Annotated in this window: 5 protein-coding genes; 2 read left to right on the forward strand and 3 right to left on the reverse strand. The window is 59.4% G+C overall.

Annotated features, from left to right (window positions below; genetic code table 11):
* A partial coding sequence (gene rlmJ / locus JOZ06_RS13550; protein ID WP_293233302.1) for a 23S rRNA (adenine(2030)-N(6))-methyltransferase RlmJ occupies nt 1–145 on the forward strand: 145 nt, incomplete at its 5' end.
* Between the two features lie 138 nt (nt 146–283).
* Here rlmJ and cysN read toward each other — a convergent pair.
* The 3 genes from cysN to JOZ06_RS13565 form a co-directional block, all read right to left on the reverse strand.
* The gene (gene cysN, locus JOZ06_RS13555; RefSeq protein ID WP_293233294.1) at nt 284–1,729 is read right to left on the reverse strand and encodes a sulfate adenylyltransferase subunit CysN; all 1,446 of its coding nucleotides are present in this window, start codon (nt 1,727–1,729) and stop codon (nt 284–286) included.
* A 27-nt stretch (nt 1,730–1,756) separates the two neighbouring features.
* Complete coding sequence (cysD, locus tag JOZ06_RS13560) at nt 1,757–2,668, reverse strand: sulfate adenylyltransferase subunit CysD (RefSeq protein WP_293233296.1); 912 nt, start codon at nt 2,666–2,668, stop codon at nt 1,757–1,759.
* Between the two features lie 133 nt (nt 2,669–2,801).
* Nucleotides 2,802–3,557, reverse strand: a complete 756-nt coding sequence (locus tag JOZ06_RS13565; protein ID WP_293233298.1) for a helix-turn-helix transcriptional regulator — start codon at nt 3,555–3,557, stop codon at nt 2,802–2,804.
* Nucleotides 3,558–3,990: 433 nt separating this feature from the next.
* Between JOZ06_RS13565 and JOZ06_RS13570 the strand changes: the two genes are divergently transcribed.
* Nucleotides 3,991–5,475: a S53 family peptidase gene (locus JOZ06_RS13570; RefSeq protein WP_293233300.1), complete on the forward strand. Its 1,485-nt coding sequence runs from the start codon at nt 3,991–3,993 to the stop codon at nt 5,473–5,475.
* Nucleotides 5,476–5,628 lie beyond the last annotated feature (153 nt).

The following is a 5,628-nucleotide window of genomic DNA, read 5'->3' on the forward strand; positions in this document are numbered from 1 at the left end:
CTTTGGCATGCACGGCAGCGGCATGTTCATCATCAACCCGCCGTGGACCCTGGCCGAAACGCTGACCGAGACGCTGCCCTGGCTGACCGAGGCGTTGGCGCTTGACGCCGGCGCCACGCACACGCTCCGTTATCAGGGGGACTAGGGCGGATCGTCGCAAGGGGCGGTGCACTGCCTTCGGCGAGTACACCCTACCCGAATGGGTGTCCCGTTGCGTAGGGCGCAATCGGCGCGCAACGCGCGGCATTGCGCCGAATACTCTGACGACAGACCCTACGCCGACTCAGCGTTCGCCGCGACGCGCCAGCAAATCCGGCAGATCGACGATCCCCGCGCCGGGATAGTGCTTGGCGATCACGGCCGACAGATCGGCGGCGAAGGCATCAAATCGCGCCGATGCCCGCTCTGCGCCGCCATCGGCGTCGGCCGCCGCCGCGATCATGCCACCCGCGGACGTCGCGTGGCTGAAGCGGTCGATGATGATGAAGTTGCCGGTATGGCGGCAGAGACGATACGGATCGAACACCACCGGCGCGTCGAGCCGTATCCGGCACAAACCGATTTCGTTCAGCGCCAGCTGTTCGGCTGGCGCGACCTCATGGGTATTCACGTCGATGCGATGTAAAATCCGCTCGACCCGGCCCGGCACCTGCCTTCCCGCCAACTTGAACAGATACTCGCGCCCAGGCGCGAGCGGGGCGTCCGCCATCCACACCACGTGCGCGTCAAACGACGCCGACACCTGCGGCGCCGTCTGATCGGCGCGCACCAGCATATCGCCGCGCGAGATATCGATTTCATCCGCCAATGTCAGCGTGATCGCCTGTCCCGTGTGCGCGCGCGCCAAGTCGCCATCGGCGGTAACGATCGCCTTCACCCGGCTTTCGCGGCCGGACGGCAGCACACGGACCACATCGCCTGGATGCACGTCGCCGCTCGCCACCGTTCCGCTAAATCCCCGGAAGTCGGCATGGGGACGGTTGACCCATTGCACTGGCAGGCGAAACGCCGCCAGCCCTTGCGTCGTGTCGCAGTCGACCGTCTCCAACAGCTGCATCAACGTCTCGCCCTGATACCAGGGCATCCGCTTGCTGGCCTCGACAACGTTGTCGCCGCGCAATGCCGAAATCGGCACAAAATGCAGCGACGAGAAATCCATGCCGGCGACCAACTGCCGATACTGCTCCCGAATCGCATCGAATGCCTTGGCGTCGTACCCAAGCAAATCCATCTTGTTGACGGCGACGATCACATGACGCACCCCCAGCAAGCTGACGATATAGCTGTGCCGGCGCGTTTGCGTCTGGATGCCGTGGCGCGCATCGACCAGAATTACGGCCAAATCGCAGGTGGAGGCGCCTGTGGCCATATTGCGCGTGTATTGCTCGTGCCCCGGACAGTCGGCAATGATGAACTTGCGCTTTTCGGTGGAAAAATAGCGGTAAGCGACGTCGATGGTGATGCCCTGCTCGCGCTCGGCCTGCAAGCCGTCCACCAAGAGCGCCAGATCGATGTCGTCGTCGGTCGTATTGTATCGCTGCGAGTCGCGCTGGATCGCAGCCAGTTGATCCTCGAAAATCAATTTGGAGTCGTGCAGCAAACGGCCAATCAAGGTCGATTTGCCGTCGTCGACACTACCGCAGGTAATGAAGCGCAGCAAATCCTTCTGTTCGTGCTGCTTCAAGTATTCGTGGATGTTTTCCGCGATCAATTCGGATTGATGTGACATGGGCATTCGCTTCAATTGGCTGGGCGGCTAGAAGTAGCCGGCGATCTTCTTCTTTTCCATGGAGCCGGACTGATCGTGATCGATCAGGCGCCCCTGACGCTCGGAGGTCTTGGTCAACAACATCTCCTGAATGATCTCCGGCAAACTGGCGGCATCCGATTCGATCGCGCCGGTAAGCGGATAACACCCCAGGGTGCGGAAGCGCACCTTGCGCATTTGCGGCACTTCATTCGGCGCCAACGGCATGCGCTCGTCGTCAACCATCAGCAGCATGCCGTCGCGCTCCACCACCGGCCGCTCGGCAGCGAAATACAGCGGCACGATGTCGATATTCTCCAGATAGATGTATTGCCAAATATCGAGCTCCGTCCAATTCGACAGCGGAAACACGCGAATGCTTTCGCCCTTGTTGATGCGGGCGTTGTACAGATTCCAGAGTTCGGGGCGCTGATTCTTGGGATCCCAGCGATGCTGACGGTCTCGGAACGAATAGACCCGTTCTTTGGCGCGCGATTTTTCCTCATCGCGGCGCGCCCCGCCAAAGGCGGCATCGAACCCGTATTTGTCCAATGCTTGCTTGAGCGCTTGAGTTTTCATCACGTCGGTATGCCGTGCGCTGCCATGATCGAAAGGATTCACGCCGGCCGCCACGCCCTCTTGATTGACGTGCACCAAGAGCTTGAGCCCCAGCTTCGCCACCTGCTGGTCGCGAAAAGCGATCATGTCGCGAAATTTCCAGGTGGTATCGACGTGCAGCAGAGGGAACGGCGGCTTGCCGGGGTAGAAAGCCTTTAGCGCCAGATGCAGCATCACGGCGGAGTCCTTGCCGATGGAGTACAGCATCACCGGATTATCGAACTCGGCAGCCACTTCGCGGATGATGTGAATAGACTCCGCTTCCAGCTGCTTCAGATGGGTCAATCGATCTTGCTCTATCATGGATTCCTGCCTGATTCGTGGTCCACACGGACCAACCGTTACCTAAAATCTAAATCAGCGGTCCATCCTAAGCAAAATCGATTAGATATATCAATATAATAATGTTTAGGAATATAGTGCGCCGTGTTCCGACTTAGGCGCCAAGCCCGATCGTGCCTGGCGAAAAACCGAAAAAGCGCTTGAACGCGACGATGAAAGCTGACGCCGACGTATAACCCACATCGACTGCCACGCGGGATACCGGCGCCCCTTCACCGAGCAGCATCATCGCCCGTTGCAGACGCAAACGCTGCCGCCAGGCGCGAAACCCCATCCCCGTTTCCGACTCGAACAGCCGGCTAAGCGTCCGGCTCGATGCCGCCGCACGCTCGGCCCATTCGTCCAGGCTACGCTCGCACCCCGGATCATCGATCAATTGCCGGCAAATGACCTGCAGCCTGGCATCATGAGGAAACGGCAGCAGCACGTCACGGACGGGCAGCAGGGCCAATTGATCCAACAGTACCGTGATCAAGCGCCCCGGCGCGCCCGCCTCATCGTACTCCACCGGAAAGGTGCCGGCCTCGTGAATCAATTCGCGCACGAGCCCGGTCATGCTCACGACGCCGCCACGGCCAGCCAGCCGCGCGCCGACAGCGCCATCGAGGTACAGGCTTTCCTGCAGGATCGGTTGCACCATCTGCACCGAATGCTCGACGTTCGGTGGAATCCACAACCCCATGTCAGGCGTCATGACATAGCTGCCGATTTCGGTGGTCACCGACATCACGCCCTTGCTGCAATATAAAAACTGCGTCCAGGGATGACGATGCGGCCGCACGATCGAATTTTCCGGGCGCAGCTGGATGCGCATTAATACCGGCCGCGGCAGGCAGGAAAAATCAGGCAAACTTAATTCAACTAAATGACTTTGACCCATGGCGACATTCAAAAAAAGGAAAGGGATATTATCGCTGCCCAACCATTCAGAACACCTGTCCAATATTACACGACGCGCGACACCACGAACAGAAGCATTCACAACACATTGAAAATAATAAATTTATTGTCATTTAAATTACAAGAAAAACTCAGAATATATTTTATATTCTCCGTCTGACAAAATGGCCAGTTTATATAAAATGGCGAACCGAAGATTTTAGAAAACGGCAAGCAAAAAATGCCGCAATTCTAAAACGGAGAAATAGATGGCAAACAACCAACTCAAGAAAATGTACTGCACCGTGCTAGGCGCGTTTTTACTGTGCAATCATAGTTGGGCTCAACCAAATACGGCTTGGGTGGCAACACAAACACAGGCGACGCGTGTACCGACAACGCTGATGGCGCCCTTGGCCGCTCAGCCAGGCATGCCGATCCAGATCACGGTGGCGCTTAAGCTGCGCAACCGCGATCAGCTCGATCGGCAGATCGCACAGATGCGGACGGATCCGGCGCACACGCAGCACCTCACACAAGCCGCCTTCCTGCAGCGGCACGCGCCGCAGGACAGCCAAGTCGCCCAAGTGGTGCGTTACCTGCAGCAACAGGGCTTCCGCAATATCCAGGTCGCCGATAACCGGCTGCTGATCCGCGCAGAAGGCACCGCCGACAGCGCAAGCCACGCCTTCAATACGCCGATCCGGCTGTTCACCCAAAATGGGCAAACGCGCTTTGCCAACACCCAAGCCGCGCAAGTCCCCGCCTCGCTCGGCGGCACGGTACTGGCGGTACTGGGGCTGCAGAACGTGCACAAGGCGCACATCATGGCGCAACGCGCGGACCCCGCTACCTTTGGTTCCAGCACCGCAGGCCATGACCCCTATACGTTCTCGGCCATCTACAACGGCAGCAAGGCGCCGACCGCAGCGCAAGCCACTATCGGCATCATCGCTCAGGGCGATCTGACGCAAACGCTGGCTGATCTTCAAGCCTTCCAGCAACAGCATCAGATGAACGTGCCGGTCAACGTCATCCAGACCGGCACGCCAAGCAGCGATACCAGTGGCATGGCGGAGTGGAACATGGATAGCCAAAGCAGTCTCGGCGCGGCGGGCGGCGAGGCGAAGCAGCTGCTGTTTTACGTGGCGCCGACGCTAGACAACGATGCCTTGACCGCCGCCTTCAACCAGGCGGTTAGCGACAATCAGGCGCAAGCCATCAACGTGTCGTTGGGCGAATGCGAAGTCGATGCCCAAAACGATGGTTCCGCCGCCGCGGAGGATCAGATCTTCCAAACGGCGATGGCACAAGGACAGACCTTCTCCGTCTCCTCCGGCGACTCCGGCTCCGACGAATGCGGTGACGGCGGCACAAACCAAAGCTACCCGGCAGTATCGCCGTACGTCATTGCCGTCGGCGGCACCACGCTGACGACAGACCGCAAAGACCGCTACCATAGCGAATCCACGTGGTCTGGCGGCGGCGGCGGGCCGAGCAGCACGGAAACGGCGCCGGATTGGCAAGCCAAGTCCGGCGTGCTCGGATCATCCACCCAACGCGGTGCACCGGATGTATCCTTCGATGGCGACCCGAAGAGCGGCGCGCAGGTACTGATCAGCGGCGACCAGCAATTGTGGGGCGGCACCAGCCTATCGGCGCCGATCTTTACCGGCATCTGGGCGCGTATGCAATCGCTCAGCAACAACCAGGCGGGCTTTGCCGGCGACTGGATCTATCGTCTCGGCAAGAACAAAGCGAAGGTCTTCCACGACATCACCACCGGTAATAATGGCGCCTTCAAGGCCAAGAAGGGCTGGGATTACGCCACAGGCTGGGGCAGCATCGACATCGCGGCCATGGCCAAAGCCGTTCAACAAGGGAAATAACACGCGCACAAAGCAAAAAGCCCAGACCTTGTGGTCTGGGCTTTCGTATGGGGCGTCTGGCGGTGTCCTACTTTCACACGGCGAATGCCGCACTATCATCGGCGCTAAGGCGTTTCACGGTCCTGTTCGGGATGGGAAGGCGTGGGACCACCT

The organism is Paludibacterium sp., from assembly GCF_019232825.1.
GTDB lineage: Bacteria > Pseudomonadota > Gammaproteobacteria > Burkholderiales > Chromobacteriaceae > Paludibacterium.